The 24,959-nt window shown below is 36.0% G+C and carries 17 protein-coding genes; all 17 read left to right on the forward strand.

Going from position 1 to position 24,959, the window contains the following annotated elements; genetic code table 11:
• Nucleotides 1-462 precede the first annotated feature (462 nt).
• The 17 genes from rpoB (at nucleotide 463) to CW752_RS08700 (ending at nucleotide 24,937) form a co-directional block, all read left to right on the forward strand.
• Entirely contained in the window at nucleotides 463-4,284 is a 3,822-nt protein-coding gene (gene rpoB / locus CW752_RS08620; RefSeq protein WP_101239324.1) for a DNA-directed RNA polymerase subunit beta, read from the forward strand.
• A 123-nt stretch (nucleotides 4,285-4,407) separates the two neighbouring features.
• Complete coding sequence (gene rpoC / locus CW752_RS08625; protein ID WP_101239325.1) at nucleotides 4,408-8,673, forward strand: DNA-directed RNA polymerase subunit beta'; 4,266 nt, start codon at nucleotides 4,408-4,410, stop codon at nucleotides 8,671-8,673.
• Between the two features lie 87 nt (nucleotides 8,674-8,760).
• A complete protein-coding gene (locus CW752_RS08630) occupies nucleotides 8,761-9,066 on the forward strand; it encodes a DUF3467 domain-containing protein (RefSeq protein WP_002976436.1) in 306 nt (101 codons plus the stop codon).
• 295 nt (nucleotides 9,067-9,361) lie between these two features.
• On the forward strand, nucleotides 9,362-12,199 hold the full coding sequence (locus CW752_RS08635) for a T9SS type A sorting domain-containing protein (protein ID WP_101239343.1): 2,838 nt from the start codon (nucleotides 9,362-9,364) through the stop codon (nucleotides 12,197-12,199).
• Between the two features lie 358 nt (nucleotides 12,200-12,557).
• Complete coding sequence (locus CW752_RS08640) at nucleotides 12,558-15,401, forward strand: T9SS type A sorting domain-containing protein (RefSeq protein WP_101239326.1); 2,844 nt, start codon at nucleotides 12,558-12,560, stop codon at nucleotides 15,399-15,401.
• A 6-nt stretch (nucleotides 15,402-15,407) separates the two neighbouring features.
• A complete protein-coding gene (locus CW752_RS08645) occupies nucleotides 15,408-15,878 on the forward strand; it encodes a hypothetical protein (protein ID WP_133121670.1) in 471 nt (156 codons plus the stop codon).
• A 14-nt stretch (nucleotides 15,879-15,892) separates the two neighbouring features.
• Nucleotides 15,893-16,447, forward strand: coding sequence for a hypothetical protein (locus tag CW752_RS08650; RefSeq protein ID WP_133121671.1), 555 nt, complete (start codon nucleotides 15,893-15,895; stop codon nucleotides 16,445-16,447).
• A 41-nt stretch (nucleotides 16,448-16,488) separates the two neighbouring features.
• A complete protein-coding gene (locus CW752_RS08655; protein ID WP_101239329.1) occupies nucleotides 16,489-18,675 on the forward strand; it encodes a TonB-dependent receptor in 2,187 nt (728 codons plus the stop codon).
• Nucleotides 18,676-18,866: 191 nt separating this feature from the next.
• Nucleotides 18,867-19,517: a Crp/Fnr family transcriptional regulator gene (locus CW752_RS08660; RefSeq protein ID WP_101239330.1), complete on the forward strand. Its 651-nt coding sequence runs from the start codon at nucleotides 18,867-18,869 to the stop codon at nucleotides 19,515-19,517.
• A gap of 126 nt (nucleotides 19,518-19,643) precedes the next feature.
• Complete coding sequence (locus CW752_RS08665; RefSeq protein WP_101239331.1) at nucleotides 19,644-20,486, forward strand: DUF5777 family beta-barrel protein; 843 nt, start codon at nucleotides 19,644-19,646, stop codon at nucleotides 20,484-20,486.
• Nucleotide 20,487: 1 nt separating this feature from the next.
• Nucleotides 20,488-20,835, forward strand: a complete 348-nt coding sequence (locus tag CW752_RS08670) for a c-type cytochrome (RefSeq protein ID WP_228401685.1) — start codon at nucleotides 20,488-20,490, stop codon at nucleotides 20,833-20,835.
• 10 nt (nucleotides 20,836-20,845) lie between these two features.
• Nucleotides 20,846-21,391 carry a YceI family protein gene (locus CW752_RS08675; protein WP_101239344.1) on the forward strand — a complete coding sequence of 182 codons (546 nt, stop codon included), beginning with the start codon at nucleotides 20,846-20,848 and terminating at the stop codon, nucleotides 21,389-21,391.
• Nucleotides 21,388-21,912 carry an ankyrin repeat domain-containing protein gene (locus CW752_RS08680; protein WP_101239333.1) on the forward strand — a complete coding sequence of 175 codons (525 nt, stop codon included), beginning with the start codon at nucleotides 21,388-21,390 and terminating at the stop codon, nucleotides 21,910-21,912. Before CW752_RS08675 ends, CW752_RS08680 begins: the two co-directional genes overlap by 4 nt.
• A gap of 1 nt (nucleotide 21,913) precedes the next feature.
• Nucleotides 21,914-22,663 (forward strand): T9SS type A sorting domain-containing protein, encoded by a 750-nt coding sequence (locus tag CW752_RS08685; RefSeq protein ID WP_101239334.1) that lies wholly within the window; start codon nucleotides 21,914-21,916, stop codon nucleotides 22,661-22,663.
• Between the two features lie 386 nt (nucleotides 22,664-23,049).
• Nucleotides 23,050-23,649, forward strand: a complete 600-nt coding sequence (locus tag CW752_RS08690; RefSeq protein WP_101239335.1) for a GrpB family protein — start codon at nucleotides 23,050-23,052, stop codon at nucleotides 23,647-23,649.
• 9 nt (nucleotides 23,650-23,658) lie between these two features.
• A complete protein-coding gene (locus CW752_RS08695) occupies nucleotides 23,659-24,054 on the forward strand; it encodes a cytidine deaminase family protein (RefSeq protein ID WP_101239336.1) in 396 nt (131 codons plus the stop codon).
• A gap of 34 nt (nucleotides 24,055-24,088) precedes the next feature.
• Nucleotides 24,089-24,937 (forward strand): GNAT family N-acetyltransferase, encoded by an 849-nt coding sequence (locus CW752_RS08700; RefSeq protein ID WP_101239337.1) that lies wholly within the window; start codon nucleotides 24,089-24,091, stop codon nucleotides 24,935-24,937.
• The last annotated feature ends 22 nt before the right edge of the window (nucleotides 24,938-24,959 follow it).

Genomic DNA, 24,959 nt, shown 5'->3' on the forward strand with positions numbered 1-24,959 from the left:
AAATAAACCGACAACTATCTTATAATTTATTAATAATTTTATCCTATTAATCTGTAACGCTTATTTAGGACTAGTCAGATCTCAAAATGAGTGGATTTATTTGTTATTGTGGATAACTTTTTGTATCTTTGCCCCTCTTTTGGCGCGAAAAATTGTTTGTACATTTATAAAATACTGAAAATCAACTCTTTCATTGTGTAAAGCATGGAAGGGATTTCCTGTTTATAAATATTGCGGTAATTCTGCCTCAAAAGTAAGAAAAATATTTTGCATTACGCTGTGAAAAGATATACCAGTGTTGCAGTTAGGAATCAGACTGTAAGAATAAAGAACAAAGAATAAAGACTATTTCTGATAGCGCCAAATATCTCCATGTCTTTTCTCTTTTCTCTTTTCTCTTTTTTCTCTTCCTGATATTTTTAAATGAATCAAAATATTTTTTAACCCTTTCTTAAAAGTTTTATGAGTAAAACAAAATCAACAACTCAAGGAAATCCGAGAATTAATTTCTCATCAGCGAAAGGAAAAATTGTTACTCCAGACTTCTTGGACATCCAAATTGAGTCTTTTAAAGAATTTTTCCAGCTTGATACACTTCCTGAAGCCAGAAAGACAGAAGCTCTTTACAAGACTTTCCAAGAGAATTTCCCAATTACGGATTCAAGAAACCAATTCGTATTAGAATTCTTAGACTATCTGGTAGATTCTCCACGTTATTCAATCGATGAGTGTGTGGAAAGAGGACTTACTTATTCAGTTCCTCTAAAAGCAAGACTTAAATTGTACTGTACTGACCCGGAACACGAAGATTTCCAAACAGTGGTTCAGGATGTATATTTAGGTCCGGTTCCTTATATGACTCCTTCTGGTTCATTCATTATCAATGGAGCAGAGCGTGTAATCGTAACTCAGTTACACAGATCTCCGGGTGTATTCTTCGGACAAACTTACCACGCTAACGGAACCAAACTTTACTATTCAAGAATTATCCCTTTCAAAGGATCTTGGATGGAATTTACAACGGATATCAACAGCGTAATGTACGCGTATATCGACCGTAAGAAAAAGTTACCATTAACAACTTTATTAAGAGCTATCGGTTACGAATCTGATAAGGATATCCTTCAGATCTTCGACCTTGCTGAAGAAGTGAAAGTTTCTAAAGCTGCCCTTAAAAAAGTGGAAGGGAGAACATTGGCTGCGAGAGTATTGAACACTTGGTTCGAAGACTTCGTAGACGAAGATACAGGTGAAGTAGTTTCTATCGAAAGAAACGAAATCATCTTAGATAGAGAGACTATCCTTGAAAAAGAACACTTAGATCTTATCCTGGATGCTGGTGTGAAATCTATCCTGATTCACAAAGAAAACAGCAATGAATTCTCTATCATCCAGAATACATTACAAAAAGACCCTACAAACTCTGAAAAAGAAGCAGTAGAGTACATCTATCGTCAGTTAAGAAACGCAGATCCACCAGATGAGGAAACTGCAAGAGGAATTATTGAAAAATTATTCTTCTCTGAGCAGAGATACTCTTTAGGTGAAGTAGGACGTTACAGACTAAACAAAAAGTTAGGTCTTAACATTCCAACTACAACTGAAGTTCTTACAAAAGAAGATATTATTGCGATCGTAAGACACTTAATCGAGCTTGTAAACTCTAAAGCTGAGGTTGATGATATCGACCACTTATCAAACAGAAGAATTAAAACTGTTGGTGAGCAATTAGCAGGACAGTTCGGAGTAGGTCTTTCAAGAATTGCAAGAACAATCAAGGAGAGAATGAACGTTAGAGATAACGAAATCTTTACTCCACTTGACCTTGTTAACGCTAAGACTTTAACATCTGTAATCAACTCATTCTTCGGTACCAACCAGCTATCTCAGTTCATGGACCAAACCAACCCGCTTTCAGAAATTACGCACAAGCGTAGACTTTCTGCACTAGGGCCTGGAGGTTTATCAAGAGAAAGAGCAGGTTTCGAGGTTCGTGACGTTCACCATACTCACTACGGAAGAATTTGTCCGATTGAAACTCCGGAAGGACCAAACATCGGTTTGATTTCATCTTTAGGTATTTATGCAAAAATCAACAACCTTGGTTTCATTGAAACTCCATATAGAAAAGTAGAAGATGGTAAGATTAATCTTAACGCTGATCCTATTTATCTGAATGCAGAAGATGAAGAAGACAAAGTAATTGCTCAGGCAAACGTTGAATTGAGTGATAATGGTGATTTCTTAACAGACAGAATTATTGCAAGATTAGATGGTGACTACCCAGTAGTTGAGCCAGCTCAGGTTAACCTTATCGACGTTGCACCTAACCAGATCTCTGGTATTTCTGCTTCATTGATTCCATTCTTGGAGCATGATGATGCGAACCGTGCATTGATGGGATCTAACATGATGCGTCAGGCCGTTCCTCTATTGAAGCCACAGGCTCCGGTTGTAGGTACAGGGCTTGAGCAGCAAGTTGCAAGAGACTCAAGAATCTTAATTAACGCAGAAGGTACAGGTACAGTACAGTACGTAGATGCTGATAAGATCACTATCAAATATGAAAGAAGTGAAGATGAGGATTTAGTACAATTCGAGTCTGCTACTAAAACATATAACCTTACTAAGTTTAGAAAAACTAACCAGAGTACAACCATTACCCTAAGACCAAACGTAAGAGTAGGTGATGTAGTGGAAAAAGGACAAGTACTTTGCGACGGTTATGCTACTGAAAAAGGAGAATTAGCTCTTGGTAGAAACTTAGTAGTAGCGTTCATGCCTTGGAAAGGATACAACTTTGAGGATGCAATCGTAATCAACGAAAAAGTTGTTCGTGAAGACTGGTTTACTTCAATCCACGTGGATGAATATTCACTGGAAGTTCGTGATACTAAATTAGGTATGGAAGAACTTACTGCTGATATTCCAAACGTTTCTGAAGAAGCTACTAAAGATCTTGACGAGAACGGTATGATCAGAATCGGTGCTGAAGTGAAGCCTGGAGATATCATGATTGGTAAAATTACTCCAAAAGGTGAATCTGACCCGACTCCTGAAGAAAAACTTCTTAGAGCAATCTTCGGTGATAAAGCTGGTGATGTAAAAGATGCATCATTAAAAGCTGACTCTTCATTAAGAGGAGTTGTTATCAACAAGAAATTGTTCTCTAGAAACATTAAAGACAAAAAGAAAAGAACTGAAGAAAAACTTAAACTTGAAGAAATTGAAAACACTTACAAGGCTAAGTTTGACGAGTTGAGAAACACTTTAATTGAAAAATTAAATACACTTGTAAGCGGGAAAACTTCTCAAGGGGTACAAAATGACCTTGATGAGGAAATCATCGGTAAAGGAGTGAAGTTCACTCACAAGTTATTAACTTCAGTTGAAGATTATGTAAACGTTAGCGGTTCAGACTGGACAGTAGACGCTGACAAGAATGAATTGATCAAACAATTGATTCACAATTACAAAATCAAATATAACGATATCCAGGGGGTTAAAAACCGTGAGAAATTCGCAATTTCAATCGGAGATGAGCTTCCGGCAGGTATCATGAAGTTGGCTAAAGTTTACATCGCTAAGAAACGTAAACTGAACGTAGGGGATAAAATGGCAGGACGTCACGGTAACAAAGGTATCGTATCAAGAATCGTTCGTGAAGAAGATATGCCATTCCTAGAAGACGGAACACCAGTAGATATCGTATTGAATCCACTAGGGGTACCTTCTCGTATGAACATCGGACAGATCTATGAAACAGTTCTTGGATGGGCTGGTCAGAAATTAGGAATGAAGTTCGCTACACCAATCTTCGACGGAGCAACTCTTGATCAGATTACTGAATACACTGAGAAAGCAGGTCTTCCTAAATTCGGTCACACTCACCTTTATGATGGTGGTACCGGAGAAAGATTTACACAGGCAGCTACAGTGGGTGTTATCTACATGCTGAAACTAGGGCACATGGTTGATGATAAGATGCACGCACGTTCTATTGGTCCTTACTCATTGATTACTCAACAGCCGTTAGGAGGTAAAGCTCAGTTCGGAGGTCAGAGATTCGGAGAGATGGAGGTTTGGGCACTTGAAGCATTCGGTGCATCGAATATCCTTAGAGAGATCCTTACTGTGAAATCGGATGACGTGATTGGTAGAGCAAAAACTTATGAAGCAATTGCTAAGGGTGAATCTATGCCTGAACCAGGTATTCCGGAATCATTCAACGTATTACTTCACGAGTTACAAGGTCTTGGATTAGACGTAAGATTGGAGGAGTAAGATATCAGATGTCAGACACAAGATGTCAGGCTACGACACTCTAAGAATTTTATAATCCTTGAATTTGGAATGATGATTTCGTCTGAAATCTGAAATCTGAAATCTAAAAATCTAAAAAAAATTATGTCAAATAAAAATAAAACAAGTAGATTTAATAAAATAACCATCGGTTTAGCTTCACCGGAGTCTATTTTACAAGACTCGAGAGGGGAGGTTTTAAAACCGGAAACTATTAACTACAGAACTCACAAGCCTGAAAGAGATGGGCTATTTTGTGAGAAAATCTTTGGTCCTGTAAAGGATTACGAATGTGCTTGTGGTAAATACAAGAGAATTCGTTACAAAGGAATCGTTTGTGACCGTTGTGGAGTAGAAGTTACTGAGAAAAAAGTAAGAAGAGAGAGAATCGGGCACATCAATCTTGTAGTTCCAATTGCTCACATTTGGTACTTCCGTTCTTTACCGAACAAAATCGGTTACCTTTTAGGTATCCCTTCCAAAAAGCTGGATATGATCATCTACTACGAAAGATATGTAGTGATCCAGCAAGGTATTGCGAAAAAATTAGATGGTTCTGATTTTGAGCACATGGAATTCTTAACAGAAGAAGAGTATCTTGATATCATGGAAACTCTTCCTGTAGAAAACCAATATCTTGATGATTCTGATCCAAACAAATTCATCGCCAGAATGGGTGCTGAAGCTGTTGAAGATCTATTAAAAAGAATTGATCTTGATGCATTATCTTTCGACTTGAGACACAAAGCTCACAACGAAGGTTCTAAGCAGAGAAGAACTGAGGCGTTAAAAAGATTGAACGTTGTAGAAGCATTAAGAGGTGCTAATACAAGAATGATCAACAAGCCTGAGTGGATGATCATGCGTGTACTTCCTGTTATCCCACCAGAATTAAGACCATTAGTTCCATTGGATGGAGGACGTTTCGCAACTTCTGACTTGAATGACCTTTATAGAAGAGTTATCATCAGAAACAACCGTTTGAAAAGATTATTGGAGATCAAAGCTCCTGAAGTAATCTTGAGAAACGAGAAGCGTATGCTTCAGGAATCAGTAGATTCATTATTTGATAATACAAGAAAATCTTCTGCAGTAAAATCTGAATCAAACAGACCATTGAAATCACTTTCTGATTCATTGAAAGGTAAGCAAGGTCGTTTCCGTCAGAACTTACTAGGGAAAAGGGTAGACTACTCTGCGCGTTCGGTAATTGTCGTAGGTCCAAACTTACAGCTTCACGAATGTGGTATCCCTAAAGATATGGCAGCTGAGCTTTACAAACCATTCATCATTAGAAAACTAATCGAGAGAGGAATTGTAAAAACAGTAAAATCTGCGAAGAGAATTATTGATAGAAAAGAACCAGTAGTTTATGATATCCTGGAAAACGTGATGAAAGGTCACCCGGTACTATTGAACAGGGCACCTACGCTTCACAGATTGGGTATTCAGGCTTTCCAACCTAAAATGATCGAAGGTAAAGCTATCCAACTACACCCGTTAGTAACTACGGCCTTCAACGCCGATTTCGATGGTGACCAGATGGCGGTACACTTGCCGTTAGGACCGGAAGCGATCCTTGAAGCTCAGTTATTAATGTTAGGTTCTCAAAACATTTTGAACCCAGCAAACGGTTCTCCAATTACGGTACCATCTCAGGACATGGTTCTTGGTCTTTATTTCATGACTAAAGAATTAAGCTCTACTGAGACGATGAAAGTAAAAGGAGAAGGTCTTGCTTTCTATTCTCCTGAAGAAGCGGAAATCGCTTATGCAGAAGGTAGAGTTTCATTAAATGCGAAGGTAAGATGTAGACTACCAATTAAAGAAGACGGACAAATCGTAACAAGATTGATCGAAACTTCTGTAGGTAGAATTCTATTCAACCAAATCGTACCTAAGCAAGTAGGATATATCAATGAACTTCTTACTAAGAAATCATTGAGAAACGTTATCGGTAAAATCCTTGCTGATACAGATTTCCCTACAACTGTGAAGTTCCTAGATGCAATGAAAGATCTAGGGTATTCAAATGCATTCAAAGGAGGTCTTTCGTTCTCATTAGGGGATATTGTAGTTCCTGTTGAGAAAAAGCAGATGATTGCACAATCAATTGAAACTGTAGATGAAATTAGAGCTAACTATAACATGGGTCTAATTACAGATACAGAGCGTTATAACCAGGTAATCGACGTTTGGACAAACACCAACGCTGGATTAACTGAAATGATCATGAGCAGAATGAAAACTGACCAAGGTGGTTTCAACTCTGTATACATGATGCTTGACTCTGGAGCGAGGGGTTCTAAGGAACAGATCCGTCAGTTATCAGGGATGAGAGGTTTGATGGCGAAACCGCAAAAAGCTGGTTCTACCGGAGCGGAGATCATCGAAAACCCGATCCTTGCCAACTTTAAAGAAGGTCTTTCCATCCTAGAATACTTTATCTCTACCCACGGTGCTCGTAAAGGTCTTGCGGATACCGCTCTTAAAACTGCCGATGCTGGTTACCTAACCAGAAGATTGGTAGACGTTGCACAGGACGTTATCGTTACAGAAGATGACTGTGGAACTCTAAGAGGAACTGAAGTTACTGCACTTAAGAAAAATGACGAGATCGTTGAAAGAATCTCTGAAAGAATCTTAGGTAGAGTATCTCTTCACAATGTTTACGATCCTGAAACTGATGAATTAATCACTGAAGCAGATCAGGTAATCACTGAGCAACTAGCTAAGAGAATTGAAGAAGCAGGATTAGAAGCAGTTGAAGTACGTTCTCCACTTACTTGTGAAGCTAAGAAAGGTATCTGTGCGAAATGTTACGGTAGAAACTTAGCAACAGGTAAGATGATTCACATGGGTGAAGCGGTAGGTGTAATTGCAGCACAGTCAATTGGGGAGCCAGGTACTCAGCTTACGTTGAGAACCTTCCACCAAGGGGGTACTGCAGGTAACGTATCAGAAAACCCATCTATCGTTGCAAGAAGAGACGGTATCGTTGAAATGGATGAAGTAAGAACAATTACTTCTGAAGATGAAAATGGTAATACAGCTGAAGTTGTAGTTTCTCGTTCAACAGAATTTAGATTAGTTGCTGATAACGATTCGAGAACTCCATTAATGGTAGCTAACGTACCTTACGGATCTATTCTATCTGTGAAACCAGGTGATAAAGTGAAGAAAGGGGATACGATCTGTAGATGGGATCCGTATAACGCGGTAATCATTGCTGAAACTTCAGGTAAGGTAGAATACGAGGATATCATCCAGGGTATTTCATTCCAACTTGAAATTGACGAACAAACAGGATTCGAAGAGAAAGTAATCTCTGAATCTAGAAATAAGAAAGCCGTACCTACCTTGAAGGTGGTAGACTCTAAAGGAGTTGAGCAAAAAGCTTACAACTTACCGGTAGGAGCCCACTTGATGGTTAACGATGGTGAGAAAATTAAGGCTGGTAAAGTCTTAATCAAAATCCCAAGAAAATCTGCAAAAGCAGGGGATATCACCGGAGGTCTTCCGAGAGTTACCGAATTATTTGAAGCAAGAAACCCTTCAAACCCAGCGGTTGTTACTGAAATCGACGGGGTAGTTTCTTACGGAAAAATTAAGAGAGGTAACCGTGAACTTATTGTTGAGGCTAAAACTGGAGAAAGAAAAATTTATTTAGTTAAATTATCTAACCAGATCTTAGTACAGGAGAATGACTTCGTAAGAGCTGGTTCTCCACTTTCTGACGGTTCTATTACTCCGGAAGATATCTTAAGAATTAAAGGCCCAACAGCCGTTCAGGAATACTTAGTAAATGAGATTCAGGAAGTTTACCGTCTACAAGGGGTAAAAATCGACGACAAGCACTTCGAAATCATCGTAAGACAGATGATGACAAAAGTATCTATCGTGGATGGAGGTGATACTCAATTCCTTGAAGGAGCTCTTGAACACAAGTATGATTTCTTGGAAGAGAACAACAGAGTATTCGGTCTTAAAGTAGTAGTAGATGCTGGTGATTCTAAAGAATTCAAGCCAGGTCAGATGATTACTGCAAGAGAATTAAGAGATGAGAACTCTAAGTTGAGACGTGAAGATTTAGCTTTAGTAGATGTAAGAGAAGCTCTTCCAGCTACTGCAACTCCTGTATTACAAGGTATTACAAGAGCAGCACTTCAAACGAAGTCATTCATGTCTGCAGCATCATTCCAGGAAACGACTAAGGTTCTTAACGAAGCTGCGGTTGCTGGTAAGATCGATGATCTTAATGGTCTTAAAGAAAATGTAATTGTAGGACACAGAATTCCTGCAGGTACAGGTCTTAAAGAGTATCAGAATGTTATCGTAGGTTCTAAGAAAGAATTCGAAGACCTTAACTAAAATTAATGATTTGAAATTTGGGATTTGAAATTATTTTTATATTTTCACAATCTCAAATTTCGAATTTTAAAAACATAATTTATAACAATGGACAACAATCAAAATCCACAAGACGGAAACATCAACATCGAATTAAACGAAATGGTAGCTGCTGGAATCTATGCTAACTTAGCATTGGTAAACCACTCTCCATCTGAATTTGTAGTAGACTTTATTCAGTTGATGCCAGGTGTTCAGCAAGCTAAAGTAAGATCAAGAGTAATTCTTGCTCCGCTTCACGCTAAAAGAGTATTAAACGCTCTTCAACAGAACATCGCTAACTACGAGCAACAGTTCGGAGAAATCAAAGAAGTTGAGCCTTTCGTATTAGGAGGAAACAACGTACAAGCTTAAGATTTTTCTTACAATAAATTAGAATGCCCTGGTTTTAACCAGGGCATTTTTTATGATATGAAGTGTAATTTTAAATTTTTCATATTATTTGGGGCATATAAAAACTCACTAATGCGTTCATTTTTCGTTTCCTTTGCATATTTCGCAATTTGACATTTGATAAGTAAGCGGTAAATGTGATATGTGTAATTTTTGTATTTATAATGATTTTAATTATAAATTATCAATAATTTGTTTATTTTAATGAAAATTAATATTCTTTCTTGATTACATTTGTGAAAAAAATTGAATGGAAATGAAACTCTACCCAATCGCTGCGGTATTATTCTGCATGAATATGTATGCACAGCAGCAAAGCACCATTGAAACAAACCAAAAGCATCTGCAAGAGCTTTATGTTAAATATAATAAGGATCTTAAAAAAGTACATAAGAATGCTAAAAAGGAGGGGATTCCACCTAATGCCTATAATGAAGAGGATTATAAAAGAACAATGGATCCTGTTACAGGAAGAACCAACTTTGAAGGACTTCTAAAAATAAATCAAGAGATTTTAGCAGGAAAGTACAAAGCCACCCAACCCATGTCTTTTATTTCTAATAATCAAGGGAGCTCTACAGGGAAAATAGTTAACGAACCTTGGGTAGAAAGAGGGCCCTATAGTGTAGGAGGAAGAACAAGGGCTATTATGTATGATCCCAATGATGCGACGGGTAAAAGAGTTTTTGCAGGTGGAGTATCAGGAGGGTTATGGGTAAATCAGGATCCTTCAGTAGCTACCAATGAATGGATGCCTTTAAGTACATTCTGGGCGAATACTTCTGTTTCGTGTATTACTTATGATCCCAATAACCCGCAAACTTTTTATGTAGGAACCGGAGAAGCTCCGACTACTGATGCAATAGGATCGGGTATTTGGAAAACAACAGACGGAGGAACAACATGGACACAAATTTTTACTATTCCGGTTACCTATTCTTCTAATGGGGTAAGAAATGGTAATTTCTATATTAATGATATTAAGGTTAGAAACAATAATGGGGTTTCTGAAGTATATGCAGGAGTAAGTGGTTCCTATGTAGGAATTTCATTTAATGACGGATGGCAAGGATTAAGCCAGGCCGGATTATATAAATCGACAGATGGAGGAGCAACCTTTACGAAAAACAGTAATTTACTGGCATTAAATACAACAACGAATACCACCAGTACTACAGGTTATTCTATTCAACAAATAGAAATAGGAGCTGATAATTCTTTATGGGTTTCTACCAGAGCTTCAAGATTCTCCAATATTGATTCGGGAGGGAGGATCTTTAAATCTGCAGATGGAAATACTTTCAATGAAGTATATAATGTATTAAATTCAGGTTCAAGAGTAAACTTTACACTTTCTAAGACAGATGCCAATAAAGTATATGCCTTTATGCAAGGAGCTGGGACAACTGAACCCATTAGAATTACAAAATCTACAGATGGCGGAGCAACATGGCAGGCAACTAATGATTCTTCACCAGTCATAACATTACCTACTGCTACAGATACAAGTATTCCTGCTAATGACTTTACAAGAGGGCAGTCTTTTTATGATCTTGTTATTAAAACTGATCCTTTGGATGACAATACTTTGTATATTGGAGGTATTGATTTATTTAAGTCTACAAATGGCGGAGGAAGCTGGGCGCAAATTTCAAAATGGTCCAATAATAATAACATGGCAGCATTACAGGTTTCTACAGTACATGCAGATCAGCACGCGATAGTTTTCAATCCATATAATAATTATGCTACAGGCCAGATGCTATTTGGTAATGATGGTGGGATTTATTATGCCGCCAATAAAACGAATATTGGTTCTGTAGGTGGTTTTGCCGTAAGAAATACAAGGTATAATGTAACACAATTCTACAGTGCAACACTTAACCCTATAAAAACACCCGCTAATGAAGAAATTTTAGCAGGAGCACAGGACAATGGTTCATGGTGGATGTATGGAGCACCTTTGGCCAGTAACTTTCTTCCAAATATTCAAAGTGCCAGTGGTGGAGACGGAATGATGACCGAATATGATGATCAGGATAACTATGAAATTGCAAGCTATGTTTATAATAGTCACTATTTACTGACTAACAACACTTATTATTTAATAAGCAGTGCTAACAGAAATTATGGACATTTTGTAAATGAAATAGCATTAGACAGAATAAACGATGTATTTTTCTCCTACCGTTCAGGATTATCTCTTTTCAGAACAAGTGGGCTTTCTGCAACGGCAACAAGTTTTACCAATAACACCGTTACAGTAGGAACAGCGCAAAATGGTGAACAAATTTCCTGGATGAAAGTTTCTCCGTATACAACTGCATCGTCAACTCTTTTTGTAGGAACAAACCTGGGAAGGTTCTTTAAAGTTACCAATGCAAATACGACCTCTTATTCTCCTACTTTACTGACATCACCGGCAGCAGGAACAATTTCTGATATCGAATTTGGAGCTAACGAAAATGAGATTCTTGTAACATTATCAAATTATAATTTAACCAGTGTATTTTATTCTACAGATGGCGGAGCAACATGGCAAAACAAAGAAGGTAATCTTCCTGATATGCCTGTAAGAACTATTTTAAGAAATCCTGACGATCCCAATGAAGTATTGGTAGGAACAGAAATGGGAGTTTGGGGAACAACTGATTTCCTTTCCGCAGCACCTAATTGGTTTTCTGTAACAGGAAATATCGGAAATATAAAAATTACAAATTTGGATTACAGACCTTCTACTAAAACCGTATTAGCATGTTCTTATGGAAGGGGAGTGTGGACAACACAGAATACAACAAGTTCTTTGTCTACAGTAGATACCAAATCCAGAAAGGATAAGAATATTATATATCCGAATCCTTCAAAAGGAATTTCACATTTGAAATTTGATACTGCTAAATACAGCAATGTAGATATTAGTATCGTTGATGGAGCAGGTAGACTGATATATACTAAGAAAAATGTAAAATCAGATGAAGAGTTTGGTCAAAGATTGGCGCCGGGAACTTATATACTAAAAGCCGAATCTAAAGGTGAAATAGTGTATAGTGGTAATTTCCTGGTATTAGGACGTGTTGGAGGTGATGATGATTAAGAATGAATAATCAATTGTTTTTAATATTATTTTGGATACTGGCTTCCTGTGGAACGCCGGTATCCTCTTTATATCAGGATAAGTAGTTAGTGATTTTTGCAAGGAAAGGCAAAGTAACAGGAATAAAGCGAATGTAAAAGAAATGATCAAAAAATTTAACAAATGAGGTGTGTGGGTTGAAATATTTTCATAATATGAGTTTTTAATTTAAAATTTTAATTTTATTTTGACGAGAAATAAAAATTATTAATATCTTTTATTAAATTGTTTTAAAATATGAAAAATTAATAATAAAAATTATAATTTATTATTAATTTGATATTTGTTTTGAGTAGATTTGCTAAAAAAACAAATTGAAATGAAAATTTATTCTATCGCAGCTATACTATTCTGTATGAATGTATATGCACAAAAGCAAAGCACACTTCAAACTAATCAAAAACATTTACAAGAGCTTTATGCAAAGTATGAAAAGGACCTTAAAAAGGTTCGTAACAATAATAAAGAGAGTGGGATACCTCCTAATTTGTATAATGAAGAAGATTACAAAAGGACCATGGATCCAATCACAGGAAGAACTAATTTTGCAGGATTGGTGAAAATAAACAAGGATATCACACAGGGTAAATATCGACCTGAAAAGCCAATGTCTTTTATTTCTAATAAAGCCAATACTAATAACGGTTCTGCAGCAAGAATAATTGATGAATCTTGGGTAGAAAGAGGTCCTTATAATGTAGGTGGAAGAACAAGAGCGATTATGTATGATCCTAATGATCTTACAGGTAGAAGAGTTTTTGCAGGAAGTGTTTCCGGTGGACTTTGGGTGAATCAGGATCCTTCAGTGAATACTAATGAGTGGACACCACTAAGTACATTTTGGGCTAATACTTCAGTGGTATGTATGGCATATGATCCGAATAATTCCCAAGTTTTCTACGTAGGAACCGGAGAATCTTCAACCGGAGATGCTGTGGGGTCGGGAATATGGAAATCATCAGATGGTGGAACAACCTGGACGCAAATTTTTACCATACCAGTAACCTATACTTCTAATGGAATTAGAAATGGGAATTTTTATATTAATGATATTAAAGTTAGAAATAATAACGGTGTTTCAGAAGTATATGCAGGAGTAAGTGGCAATTATGCGACAAATCCGACATTCTTATCGGGCTGGCAAGGACTAAACCAAGCAGGGTTATATAAATCTACAGATGGAGGTGTAACCTTTACCAAAAACAATAGTTTAATTGCCAATACAACAAGTAATACTGGGTATTCTATTCAGCAGATAGAAATAGGAATAGATAATTCAGTATGGGTTTCTACCAGAAGATCACGGCTTGGTAATGTGAATTCAGGGGGTCGGATTTTTAGATCTATGGATGGAAATACTTTTAATCAGGTGTATAATGTAGGAAGTGAAAGTTCAAGAGTTAATTTTACACTTTCTAGAACTGATGCCAATAAAATATATGCTCTAATGCAGGGAGCAACCAGCGCAGAGCGTGTTAGAATTGCAAGATCTACAGATGGAGGTATAACATGGAATGCTACAAATGACCCTTCACCAGTCGTGCAGCTTCCGATAGGAGTGGATACCAGTGTTCCAGCTGCAGATTTTACAAGAGGGCAGGCTTCCTATGATCTTGTTATTGCTGCGGATCCTCAAAATGATAATATAGTGTATACAGGAGGAATCAATATATTTAAATCAACAGATGGGGGAGCTAATTGGTCGCAGATTTCAAAATGGACGGATGGTTATGGAATGGCCAATCTTCAGGTTTCAAATGTGCATTCTGATCAACACGCTATAGTTTTTAATCCATTTAACAACTATGCAACCGGGCAGATGATGTTTGGTAATGATGGTGGAATTTATTTTGCTGCTAATAAAAACAATATTGCATCAACTACAGGTTTTGAAATGAGAAATACAAGGTATAACGTAACACAATTCTATAGTGCAATGCTTAATCCGACAAGAACTCCTGCTAATGAACAACTATTAGCCGGTGCTCAAGATAATGGTTCCTTGTGGTTACAGGGTACACCACAGGCCAATAATTTTCTTACCAGTGAAGTTGCTTCGGGAGGCGATGGAATGTACACGGAATATGATGACCAAAATAATTATAGAATTGCTAGCTATACCAATAATAATCATTATTTACTGACAGATGTGGACGATTATTATCTGTTAAATATAACTCAAGCTCAAAGAGACGGAACCGGTCATTTTGTGAATGAATTAGCTTTAGATAGAATAAATGATGTGTTTTTCTCTTATCGTTCAGGGCTTATACTCTATAGAACAACGGGGCTTTCAGGTACACCAACCAGCTTATCAACTGATCAGATTACAGTAGGTACTGCCCAATCTGGTGAAGAAGTTTCATGGTTGAAAGTCTCTCCCCATACAGTAACTTCTACAACACTTTTCGTAGGAACCAATTTGGGAAGGATTTTTAGAGTTACCAATGCAAATACGGCCTCCTATACTCCTACTTTATTGACATCACCTGCTGCGGGAACTATTTCCGATATAGAATTTGGTGCTAATGAAAATGAAATTATTGTTACATTATCAAATTATAACGTGGTAAATGTATTCTATTCTACTGATGGTGGAACGACATGGCAAAATAAAGAAGGTAATCTTCCTGATATGCCGGTAAGAACTGTGTTAAGAAATCCTGATGATCCTAATGAAGTATTATTGGGAACAGAAATGGGCGTTTGGGGGACAACAAATTTCCTTTCTGCCTCACCAGTATGGGCATCAACAACAGGAAATATTGGAAATGTAAAAATTACAAATCTTGATTACAGACCTTCTACCAGAACAGTATTGGCTTCTACTTATGGAAGAGGAGTGTGGACTACACAAAATACCAATACCTTAGGAACAATAGAAGTTATATCTAAAAATAATATAATTAAGATATACCCGAATCCATCAAAAGGATTTTCGCATGTAAGGTTTGATAGCTCTAAATATAACACAGTAGATATAAGTATTTTTGATAAAGCAGGCAGATTGGTATATACAAAGAAAAATGTGAAGTCTGATGAAGAATTTGGACAGAAATTTTCCCCTGGAAGTTATGTATTAAAGGCAGAACATAAGGGTGAAAAAGTGTATAGTGGTAATTTTTTAGTAATAGGACGTTCATCAGGTAGTGATGAAGATTAAGAAAAAATGAATAATCAACTATTTTTAATATTATGTTGGGTACTGGCTTCCTGTGTGTCGCCAGTATCCTCTTTATATCAGAATGAAAAAATAGCTGTGATCTCTGCAGAAAAGCATCAATGGACTGGAGGCAGAGCAGGAGTAAAAGGTATGATGTATATCGTAAAATTAAAAAAGAAAAGTAATGATAGCATTACTATAAAAACCTTATGGGCTGAAGGTCATAACGTATCATTTAGGCAATCTGATGCGGGAAATACAATTACCATTATAGGTAACCTGCCTTATAAAAATACAGCAGAAGACGCGACTTTTGAAAATACGCAGGTAGGAGCACCGGTTGAGAAAAGTGTTTCTCTTAAGATTGATCCAAAAGATAATTGGATAGAATATACTGTAAAAGGATCTAAAGTTTCCAATAAAATAAACATATCAAAATTTACTTCAGCTAAAAGCTCAGGAGATTTTTTTCCTTAAAAAACTTTTACTTCTTGAATAAAAAACTATTTTTTATTTTTTTGTGTCTTCCCGTGATCATGTTGTTCAGCAATATGATCTACTCTGTGATTTCCCATGTAAAACAAGAATTGTATGAAAGTACACAATATAATATTGAGAAGCATGGATTTAAAAACTCAGAAACGATTTGCTTTGCAGAAAAAGATTTAGAGAAAGCAGAATGGAGAGAAGAAAAAGAATTTTCGCTCAATGGTTTTTCTTATGATATTATTAAAGTGAGTATTATCAATGGAAAGAAGTTCTTTTTCTGTTATATTGATAAAAAGGATATCATCATTAATTCTTTATTGGATTTTTCTAAAAAATTCACTACAAAAAAAATGAATATACGAAGACAGATTGATCTCCCACTGCACGAAAAAAGCTTATTCAAAACATCCGGTTTTCTCGCCATTTTTGAACAGAAAGAGTTCAACTTTTTTAGAAATTCTTACTCACAAATAATTTTGAATTATGATCATCAACTAGAAAATACCCATTATTTATCCATTATTATTCCTCCTCCTGAGATGATATTTACTTTATAATGAAGGTAAATATTTAATGACAATAAAATTTAAACTAAAAAATGAAAAAATATATATGCATAGCAGCTGTGTTAGGCTGTACTATTGCGCATGCTCAACAAACACAGGATGGATCAATTGATGAAGTTAATATTCTTGGAAGGAAAAAAATTAAACAGGAACGAGCAGAATTTAAAAGACATGGACAATCTGTAGAAACACTTTCCGAAGAAGATCTTAACAGAAATAATCCTGCAGCAATTGATCAGACATTATCAACAATGCCGGGACTTCAAGTGGATAAGCGAACTAATTTTGGAGGACAAAGACTTGTTTTAAGAGGTTATGGAAACGATCAAAAATTCAATAACTGGGGTGTAAAAGCCTATTGGAATAATATGCCATTAACATCAGCCGAAGGAGTTACGGTTCTGGATGACGTTGATTTTGCCTATGTAACGAATGTGGAAGTTATTAAGGGACCTGCTGCAACGATGTATGGCGGCGGAGTAGGGGGAGCAGTACGTTTTTATACCCGACCGGATTTTACAAAAGGAGTGTCTGTTTCTGAAAATGCCATGTTTGGGGCGTTTAAAACCTTTCAGTCGAGAACACAATTGAATGTTGCCGATGAAAATTACTCAGTAAGTGCTGCATACGGACATCTTGAAACAGATGGTTACAGACCCAATGGAAGTGGATTAAAAAATTTCTTCAATTTGAATGGTACCGTTAAATTAGGTAAAAAAGACCAATTAAGTTTCTTCGCAAGTCAGGCATATTCATACGAACATACTTCGGGGCAGATTTCATATGATGATTATTATGCAGGGGTTGATAATGGAAATCCGGCGTACATCCGTAAAAATTCAGGAACAAAAATAAAATCAACAAGAGTAGGATTAAGCAATACCATTGGGATTACTTCTAACTTAAGAAACTATACCACCCTGTTTTATTATAATGGAAATACAGAAAGTGTTTCAGCCGGAGCATATGGGATTACAAGTTCACCAAATGTAGGCTTGCGTTCGACTTTCACCCTAAAGAATGATTTTAAAAATTTTGAAAACCGACTGGATTTTGGTGCGGAAATACAAAATTCTGTATCCACTACTTCCAGTTATCGTTTTACAGGCTCGGAGACGAATCCTTTAGAAACAACAGGAATGAGTGGGGCTTCCTATTTTAAGTATAATAACAATCAATCCACGTACTTTGCCATTGATTATCTTACCTATAAACCTTGGGGGCTTACATTATTGGCAGGACTAAGTGCCAACAGAACCAATTATGACAGAAAAGACCTCTATGCATTACCTGGTTTGATTCCCGGCCGTAAAGACCAGTCATTTGAAAAAAAGTTTGAGACAGCATATACTCCCCATTTTGCTTTACAAAAAGAATGGAAACATCAGATCTTTAATTTGAGCTATAGTGAAGGATATAATTCTCCTACTGCAGCTTCATCTTTTATAACGGCAACTAATACCATGAATGATGATTTAAAACCTGAACGCGCAAGAATGTTTGATTTCAGTGTACATGGTCTTTTATTGAATACAAAATTAGATTATCGTATTTCTGCATTCAGAATAGATTATTCCGATAAACTTACCCAATTGGTAATTCCTGGCAATACACTTAGCCAGACCTATTGGACCAATACGGGAAGTCAGAAAAATACAGGATTGGAATTTAGTGTAGGGTATCAGTACAGAACGGATAATTCATTTATAGAGAGAATCGTTCCGTTTGTCAACCTTTCTTATTACGATACAAAGTATAAAGATTTTTCAGTTTATGATCCAAAATATCAAGACCCTACTACAGGAAAGACAGTAGGGAAATTAATGGTATATGACCACAAAACGGTGGTAGGAGTTCCAAGAAATAAATACGCAATTGGTTTGGATATTTATACAAAACCGGGATTCTATCTTGTGAATACTTATAACTATCTGGGAAATGTTTATTCTGATTTTAACAATACGAATTTGGTGAAGGGTTTTGGATTGCTTAATTCAAAATTAGGGTTTAAAAAGTCATTCAATAAGCTGGATGTTGATGTATATGTGATGGGGAATAATCTTACCAACCAGATCAATTATACATTTTTATTCTTAGGAAATAATATCAATGATTCCGACGTTGGAAGTGGTTATCCTAAAAATGTGGCAACAGATCTTAATCCGGGACCTAATAAAGCCTATTTCTTTTACGGACTTAACATTAAATACAGATTCTAAAATATATTTTATAAACAGAAATAGTTTTTACAATTAAATAAAAATGCCACGGTTTTTGCCGTGGTTTTTATATTAAATCATAATTAAAATAGATGTTGAATTTGTTTTAATGGATAACTTTATTTAATGAAATAAAAAATATGCTATCGATATAGCAATTTTATATCTTTGTTTTAGAAAAAATAGAAAATATGAATGATAGGTCTTTCGTTGTAAATAAATTTGGCTTCTTAGGTGCTGATTTTTTAGCTGAAATGGAAAAGCATGCTGTTATCATTGACATAAAAGCAAAAACGGAGATTATAAGAGAAGGGCAAAAGAATAAGTTTGTCCCCTTTTTGATAAAAGGCTCCATCAGAGTTTTTACACTTAATGATGGCAGAGAGCTGATTTATTATTATATTAAACCGAAAGACAGCTGTCTTATGACATTCTCTTCCATTCTTACAGATTATATAAGCCGGGTATATGCTGTTGCAGAAGAAGATTCCAAAGCAATCCTGATTCCTGTATCCGTAATACATGAATGGCTGATCAGGTTTCCGGAAATCAATAAAGTTTTTTACCATGAATATGACCGTCGGTTCTCAGAAGTGATGAATATGGTAAATGATGCTGTATTTCACAGACTAGACAAGAGGGTACTTAACTACATAAAACAACAGATTTCATTTACCGGAAAAAATCCTTTAAAAATTACACATCGTGAAATAGCCAATCATTTGGGAACTTCCAGAGAAGTGATTAGTAGAGTATTAAAAAAAATTGAAAATGAAGGGGAAATTAGACAAACTAAAGAAGGAATAAAAGTTTCTGAAAATGAAAATGTTAGATCGTTCTAATTTGTATTGTTTTATGTATTTCTGTTTTATGATTGATAGAAATAATTTTTTTGGTGACTTTTATCACCAATTTTTGAATACGTAAGTCTATAAGTTTGTCATATCATAATTTAATTCAAATTGTATATGACAAAAGCTCTCTTATTTTTGTCAATATTATCATCAGGTTTTGCTTTTGCACAGGAAGACCTGCTGAAAGATATTGATACTGTTAAAACCAATACGGAAATTTCACAACCTGCTTTCAAAGCATTACAGATCGTTACAGGGCAATCTACAAAACTGGCAGCCAAAAAAGAATGGTATATTGTGGTTGCTCATAGGTTTGGAGATATAAGCGCTGGATTTAAAGACTTTTTCGGCCTTGATCATGCTTCAACCAAATTGGGAGTTATTTACGGTATTTCGGATGCCGTGTCTGTCAGTCTATCCAGAGAAACGAATATGAAGACGTTTGAAGGAGCAGTCAAATACAGGCTTATAAGACAAAATGAAAATTTCCCGGTTGATATTGTGGGTTATAATGTAATGGCAGCCAATACGGAACTGAAGAAAGATACCTACCCGAATCTGAAATTCAGTGACAGGCTTTCTTATCTTACGCAGGCATTGATCTCAAGACGATTCAATGATAAGCTGTCCTTACAGCTTACTCCTTCTTTTATTCATAAAAACCTTTACGAACCCGGTATTGAAAATAAGAATCAGTTGCTGGCCGGTTTGGGAGGACGTTATAAGATCTCAAAACGAATTTCTTTAAATGCAGAATACTTTGTGAATTTTGATGATCGCAGTTTTTATAAAAATCCACTGTCATTAGGGATGGATATAGAAACCGGGGGACATGTTTTCCAACTTTTACTGACGAATTCCCAGATCAATTCAGATATAGGATATCTTACCAATGCTACAGGAGCATGGGGAAAAGGACATATTTTCTTTGGGTTTAATCTTTATAGAGTTTTTTAATATGAAAAAACTAACATCCTTATTGATATTGTCGTCACTAGTTATGATGACGGCTTGTGATAGCAGAACGTATGAAGAAATTTCTGTTAATACACCTATTACGGTACCTGTAAAATATATGGCAGATGTAAAACCCATTGTAGACAACAGCTGTATAAGCTGTCATTCTGCAGGAAGTTTTAAACCTTTGGCTACCTATGATCAGGTAAAAAATAATATAGACGGAATTTTGGACCGTATCCAAAGACCGAATGGAGCTCCTGGTAAAATGCCGCAGGGAGGGTCATTATCTGCGGCCCAGATCAATATTTTTATTAAGTGGAAAGCGGACGGATTAAATGAAAATTAAAAAAACTGATATGAAAAAATTAACATTAGTAAGCATATTGCTACTTTCTGCAGAGTATGTTTCAGCACAAAAATACAGTTCTAAAACAGGAAAAGTGACTTTTGAGGCCTCAGTGCCCCTGTTTGATGATATTTTTGCCCAGGATGACAGTAATGTTGTGATTCTGAACGCAGATAATGGTGAAATGGCATCCGTTTCAACGGTGAAAAACTTTCATTTTAAAACCAAATTAATGGAAGAGCATTTCAACGAGAGCTATGCTGAATCTGCAAAATATCCTAAAACAACTTTCAAAGGAAAAATTGTCAATTTTGATAAAACAAAACTTTCTGCCAACCCACAAAAATATACAGTTCAGGGAACTCTTAATTTTCATGGAGTGGATAAAGCGATTACTTCAGCCGCTACATTATATGCCAAAGATGGTAAAGTATATATGCAGGGCGGTTTTACAGCAAAACCGGCAGACTATAAAGTTACCATCCCTAAAATGGTTACCAAAAAAGTTGCTGAAAATGTAAATATTGAATACAACTATGTCATGGTAAAACAATGAGAAGTATCATTTTAATATTAGGATTTTTTTTGAGCATATGCTTATCTGCTCAGGAAAAAGCAAAATCAATATTTGATATTGCCAGAAGCGGAACAGTTGCTGAAGTTCAGGAATTGATGAAACAAAATCCGAACGTTATTAACGAGATTAATGAAAATGGATTTTCACCTCTTATTTTGGCGTGTTACAGAGGAAATATAAACGTTGCTGATTTTCTGATTGACAACGTAAAAGATGTAAATTATAAAAGCCGTGAGGGTACAGCTCTGGCAGGTCTTGCCATAAAATACAACAAGGATCTGGTAGAACATCTCTTAAAGAAAAAGGCAGACCCGAATATTGCAGATGCCACCGGATATACCCCTTTATTCTGGGCTGTAAAATTCGGAAATAAAGACTTGATTGAACAACTGCTTAAGTATAAAGCCGATAAAACAAAGAAGGATTCAATGGGAATGACTCCCTTTGAATATGCATTACAAACTAATAATAAGGAAATTATTAATCTTTTAAAAAATTGATATGAAAAAAATTTTACTCACATTTAGTATGGTCCTTGTCAATTTTGCATGGGCTCAGTTTTCGTCAGGAACGGTAACCCTTCCGGTAACCGCTATGACGGTAAAATTAGACACAACCCCTACAGGAGTAACGATTACAGTGACAGGAGATAGTAACTCTATGCTTGGGATTGGCTTTGGAAGTGTAGGGATGGGAGCAGGTGCTGATGGATTTATTTATAACTCTTCGGCTAACCGGGATTATTCATTCAGTGGTGGAGTTAATCCTCCGACTGCTGATGCTTCCCAAGACTGGATTGAAACTTCGAATACTGTATCCGGGTCTACTAGAACCTTAGTAGCTACAAGATCGCTTTCAGGAGGTGCTGGGGATTTTGCCATTGCGAATGCTGCGGGAACAATTAATATCTTCTACTCACGCAAAAGTGGAGGGACCTCTTTGGGCTATCACGATGCAGGAAGAGGGTATGCTGTATTAACGATGACTGCATCTACTTTATCAACCAATGAAACTGTAGTTAACAGTAAGAAGGTAAGCATTTACCCAAATCCTGCAACGTCATTAGTGAATTTTAAAAACTCAGATAAAATAAAGTCCGTTGATATTTATGAAACAAGTGGCAGAAAGGTAAAATCGGTAAAACCGGAAGGAGAAAATATCAGTGTTGAAGATCTTAGATCGGGAAGCTACTATTTTGAAATTCAGTTTAAAGATGGAAGCATATCGTATGAAAAATTGATTAAAGAATAATTTCAGAAAAAACATACCTAAATATTTTTATAAAAATAATACCTCTGGTTTTTCAGGGGTATTATTATTTTAACTGAATTCGGGATAAGAACTTTTTATTTTAATCAGGATGAAGCTGAGAGCTTGAAGAAGGAAGTTATTCAGGTTATAAAGAACAGTTTTTTCTGTATTTTCATCTTTTTTAAACAGTGATGCTAGTAATTTATGGTAACCATCTATAGATGATGGGACCGTACATCCTCCCTCTTTCAGCTTCCAATAATCTAAATCATAATTTCTTTAACCCGAACTCCTATGTTTATTTTATATATTGTCTAAAGTATTAAAATCCTTTATTACAAGGGGATTGGTAGATTTTTTATATATTTGTATGTAAACCGATGCCAATGAAAATCACTGTTGAACAATACAATCCTTCCTGGAAAATACAATTTGATTCTATTAAAAATGAATTGGAAAAAAATATTGGTTTTTTAAGTCCAAGAATTGAACATATCGGAAGTACATCTGTAGAAGGACTATCTGCAAAGCCTATTATTGATATTATGATCGGGATAAAGGATGAAGAAGAGTTAGATAAAATTCCAGTTTTACTACAAGGGCAAGATTATGTTTATTATGAAAAGTATAATAAAGATATGCCGTATCGTCGTTTCTTTATTAAACTTATAGATCGGCCCCGGAAATTGGATCTTCCGGAAATTATTCATACTAACGATGAAATTCCTGAAAAAATTCACGATCATACACTTCGTATCGCTCATATCCATGTGATTCCTATTTCTTCTGAACATTGGACACGTCATATTGCATTTCGGGACTATTTGCGTACACACCGTGAAATAAAAGACGAATATCAGCACTTGAAAGAGTATCTGAGTCAAAAAGAATGGTATGACGGGAATGATTATAACGAAGGAAAAGATCCATTTATTAAAAGAGCAGAGCAAAAGGCTGTTCAATGGTATGTAGAACTTCAAAAATAATTTTGGCTTATGAGAAAAGACTTAAAGGAAATAGCCAGTCAGTTTGCGAAATCCAAAACGCTGAATGACTTTATAGAATATGGAGGTGTAGCAGCTGCTATTGAAACGGTCCGGGGGAATGTATATACCGGCATTAGTATAGATACAGCCTGTTCTATGGGATTTTGTGCCGAACATAGTGCTGTGGCTGAAATGTTGAAAAATGGAGAACATCATATTAAGGCAGTAGTTGCAGTAGGAAATGATGGTAGTGCTGTACCACCATGCGGACGATGCAGAGAATTGATGAGCCAATTGTCCAAAGAGAACCTTAATGCTGTCATAGAAGTGAAAAACGGAGTCTTTGTCACTTTAAAAGAACTGATGCCTTACGACTGGAAAGAAGATCTCAAAAACGAGTGGTAATTTTTAATCTAATACTTTTTAATATAAACACCAAATGGAATTCAAAACATTAGCTCATGTCGCAATAGATGAACTTTTAGCAGTATTTAATCTTTCATTTTCCGACTACGTTATCCCTTTTCATTTAACAAAAGAAATGCTTACTTCAAAAATTGCAGCTGAAAAATTGGATATGAATTTATCAGTAGGAACCTTTGACGAAGGGCTGCTGGTAGGCTTCATCCTTCAAGCTGAAAAAATTGAGAATGGGAAAAAAATTATCTATAATGGAGGAACAGGAGTAATTCCGGAAAGTAGAGGAAAAGGATTAGTGAGAAAGATGTACGATTTTATCATTCCTATATTGAAAGAAAGAGATGCTGATATTTTACTCCTTGAAGTGATTGAAGGGAATGAAAAGGCGATCAGAGCTTATGAAAATTTAGGATTCAATACCGTAAGAAGATTGCTTTGTTTCAACGGAAATATTACTCAGGGAAAAAGGAATAATGATGTATCTGTAAAAGCATTGAAAGATTTTCAATGGAAAACACTATGTTCTTTCTGGGATATTGAGCCTTCATGGCAGGGGTCTGTGTATGCACTAGATCCAATGCCGGAAAGCTATACTGCTTTAGGAGCTTATGAAGGGGAGAAGCTTGTTGGGTATATCGTTTATAGCGCCACCGCAAAAAAGGTTTATCAAATTGCTGTAGATAAAAGCTATAGAAAACAAGGAATAGGGACAACACTTTTTAATGCCATTGGAGAACAAAATGAATGGCAATCCATCTCTCTGAATAATGTAGATGATTCGTCGGAAAATACGAGTACATTTCTCAGCGAAAAAATTGGTCTCAAAAATTGGTTATCACAGTTTGAAATGAAACGATTGCTTAACTAATTCTATTCATTCTGATTATATA

Source organism: Chryseobacterium sp. PMSZPI, assembly GCF_002835665.1.
Taxonomy (GTDB): Bacteria; Bacteroidota; Bacteroidia; order Flavobacteriales; family Weeksellaceae; genus Chryseobacterium.

Bases quoted from the DNA above. Each gene is read 5' to 3' on its own strand.
- rpoB (WP_101239324.1), top strand. From the start codon at position 463: ATGAGTAAAACAAAATCAACAACTCAAGGAAATCCGAGAATTAATTTC.
- CW752_RS08645 (WP_133121670.1), top strand. From the start codon at position 15,408: ATGAATAATCAACTATTTTTAATATTATGTTGGGTACTGGCTTCCTGT.
- CW752_RS08665 (WP_101239331.1), top strand. From the start codon at position 19,644: ATGACAAAAGCTCTCTTATTTTTGTCAATATTATCATCAGGTTTTGCT.
- rpoC (WP_101239325.1), top strand. From the start codon at position 4,408: ATGTCAAATAAAAATAAAACAAGTAGATTTAATAAAATAACCATCGGT.
- CW752_RS08660 (WP_101239330.1), top strand. From the start codon at position 18,867: ATGAATGATAGGTCTTTCGTTGTAAATAAATTTGGCTTCTTAGGTGCT.
- CW752_RS08680 (WP_101239333.1), top strand. From the start codon at position 21,388: ATGAGAAGTATCATTTTAATATTAGGATTTTTTTTGAGCATATGCTTA.
- CW752_RS08700 (WP_101239337.1), top strand. From the start codon at position 24,089: ATGGAATTCAAAACATTAGCTCATGTCGCAATAGATGAACTTTTAGCA.
- CW752_RS08670 (WP_228401685.1), top strand. From the start codon at position 20,488: ATGAAAAAACTAACATCCTTATTGATATTGTCGTCACTAGTTATGATG.
- CW752_RS08675 (WP_101239344.1), top strand. From the start codon at position 20,846: ATGAAAAAATTAACATTAGTAAGCATATTGCTACTTTCTGCAGAGTAT.
- CW752_RS08630 (WP_002976436.1), top strand. From the start codon at position 8,761: ATGGACAACAATCAAAATCCACAAGACGGAAACATCAACATCGAATTA.
- CW752_RS08695 (WP_101239336.1), top strand. From the start codon at position 23,659: ATGAGAAAAGACTTAAAGGAAATAGCCAGTCAGTTTGCGAAATCCAAA.
- CW752_RS08690 (WP_101239335.1), top strand. From the start codon at position 23,050: ATGAAAATCACTGTTGAACAATACAATCCTTCCTGGAAAATACAATTT.
- CW752_RS08635 (WP_101239343.1), top strand. From the start codon at position 9,362: ATGAAACTCTACCCAATCGCTGCGGTATTATTCTGCATGAATATGTAT.
- CW752_RS08655 (WP_101239329.1), top strand. From the start codon at position 16,489: ATGAAAAAATATATATGCATAGCAGCTGTGTTAGGCTGTACTATTGCG.
- CW752_RS08685 (WP_101239334.1), top strand. From the start codon at position 21,914: ATGAAAAAAATTTTACTCACATTTAGTATGGTCCTTGTCAATTTTGCA.
- CW752_RS08640 (WP_101239326.1), top strand. From the start codon at position 12,558: ATGAAAATTTATTCTATCGCAGCTATACTATTCTGTATGAATGTATAT.